The organism is Pandoraea capi (assembly GCF_902459735.1).
Classification (GTDB): Bacteria; Pseudomonadota; Gammaproteobacteria; order Burkholderiales; family Burkholderiaceae; genus Pandoraea; species Pandoraea capi.
On the sequence record NZ_CABPRV010000024.1, the window covers coordinates 1 to 2,182 of the forward strand.

Here is a 2,182-nt window from a genome sequence, read left to right on the forward strand (position 1 = left end):
CGAGGCTCCGACTGTTTGTATGCATGCGGTTTCAGGATCTATTTCACTCCCCTCCCGGGGTTCTTTTCGCCTTTCCCTCACGGTACTGGTTCACTATCGGTCGATTACGAGTATTTAGCCTTGGAGGATGGTCCCCCCATCTTCAGACAGGATTTCACGTGTCCCGCCCTACTTTTCTCAAGCTTAGTTCCACACCAGGGTTTTCTCATACGGGGCTATCACCCACTATGGCCGGACTTTCCATTCCGTTTTGATAACACCGGTGCTAAATCTTGAAGGCTGGTCCCATTTCGCTCGCCACTACTTTGGGAATCTCGGTTGATTTCTTTTCCTGCAGCTACTTAGATGTTTCAGTTCGCCGCGTTCGCTTCGCTAGACCTATGTATTCAGTCTAGGATGACCTAAAAGGCCGGGTTTCCCCATTCGGACATTTGTGGATCAATGCTTATTTGCCAGCTCCCCACAACTTTTCGCAGGCTATCGCGTCCTTCATCGCCTGTAATCGCCAAGGCATCCACCACATGCACTTATTCGCTTGACCCTATAACGAGTGCGTCTCTCGACACATCCTTTATAGGTTGAGTATTAGCGTTGTGCCGTATTCCAAGTCATCTTTCGATCACTTAAATACTGGTTGATACAATCACAACCCGTACAATTTCCACACGCCATCTCTAACGCGCTTCCGTTGTACTACTTCTTCTTCCAAATTGTTAAAGAACAAATACTGCATGACATTGCTGTCATTCAAAAGCATTCACTTAGCTTGTAATTCATCACAGGGATTTACTACAGACGTAAAGCGCTTTTGACTGACATCGATGCGATCTAAGGTTTTGGTGGAGGATGACGGGATCGAACCGACGACCCCCTGCTTGCAAAGCAGGTGCTCTCCCAGCTGAGCTAATCCCCCAATCAAGCCACACTACCACTCGACTTAATCAGGCGGTGGTTAAAAAGCTTGGTGGGTCTGGAAGGACTTGAACCTTCGACCCCCGCCTTATCAAGACGGTGCTCTAACCACCTGAGCTACAGACCCGACTTAGATCTACGCAGTCAACAACCGATAAGCGTGAACACTCAACTTCCAGTGCATGCTCTAGAAAGGAGGTGATCCAGCCGCAGGTTCCCCTACGGCTACCTTGTTACGACTTCACCCCAGTCATGAATCCTGCCGTGGTAAGCGCCCTCCTTACGGTTAGGCTACCTACTTCTGGCAAAACCCACTCCCATGGTGTGACGGGCGGTGTGTACAAGACCCGGGAACGTATTCACCGCGACATGCTGATCCGCGATTACTAGCGATTCCAGCTTCACGCAGTCGAGTTGCAGACTGCGATCCGGACTACGATCGGTTTTCTGGGGTTAGCTCCACCTCGCGGTTTGGCAGCCCTCTGTACCGACCATTGTATGACGTGTGAAGCCCTACCCATAAGGGCCATGAGGACTTGACGTCATCCCCACCTTCCTCCGGTTTGTCACCGGCAGTCTCCTTAGAGTGCTCTTGCGTAGCAACTAAGGACAAGGGTTGCGCTCGTTGCGGGACTTAACCCAACATCTCACGACACGAGCTGACGACAGCCATGCAGCACCTGTGTTACGGTTCTCTTTCGAGCACATCCACCTCTCAGCAGACTTCCGTACATGTCAAGGGTAGGTAAGGTTTTTCGCGTTGCATCGAATTAATCCACATCATCCACCGCTTGTGCGGGTCCCCGTCAATTCCTTTGAGTTTTAATCTTGCGACCGTACTCCCCAGGCGGTCAACTTCACGCGTTAGCTACGTTACTAAGGAAATGAATCCCCAACAACTAGTTGACATCGTTTAGGGCGTGGACTACCAGGGTATCTAATCCTGTTTGCTCCCCACGCTTTCGTGCATGAGCGTCAGTATTGGCCCAGGGGGCTGCCTTCGCCATCGGTATTCCTCCACATCTCTACGCATTTCACTGCTACACGTGGAATTCTACCCCCCTCTGCCATACTCTAGCCTTGCAGTCACGAATGCAGTTCCCAGGTTGAGCCCGGGGATTTCACATCCGTCTTACAAAACCGCCTGCGCACGCTTTACGCCCAGTAATTCCGATTAACGCTTGCACCCTACGTATTACCGCGGCTGCTGGCACGTAGTTAGCCGGTGCTTATTCTTCCGGTACCGTCATCCCCCCGAGGTATTAACCCA

At 51.3% G+C, this 2,182-nt stretch carries 2 tRNA genes and 2 rRNA genes; all 4 read right to left on the bottom strand.

The features are described from left to right. Positions 1 to 541 (bottom strand): 23S ribosomal RNA (locus PCA20602_RS25435); the annotation flags it as partial. A gap of 296 nt (positions 542 to 837) precedes the next feature. Beyond that, positions 838 to 913: transfer RNA gene (locus tag PCA20602_RS25440), tRNA-Ala, on the bottom strand. A gap of 49 nt (positions 914 to 962) precedes the next feature. After that, positions 963 to 1,039, bottom strand: a tRNA-Ile gene (locus PCA20602_RS25445). Between the two features lie 64 nt (positions 1,040 to 1,103). Next, a 16S ribosomal RNA gene (locus PCA20602_RS25450) occupies positions 1,104 to 2,182 on the bottom strand; the annotation flags it as partial.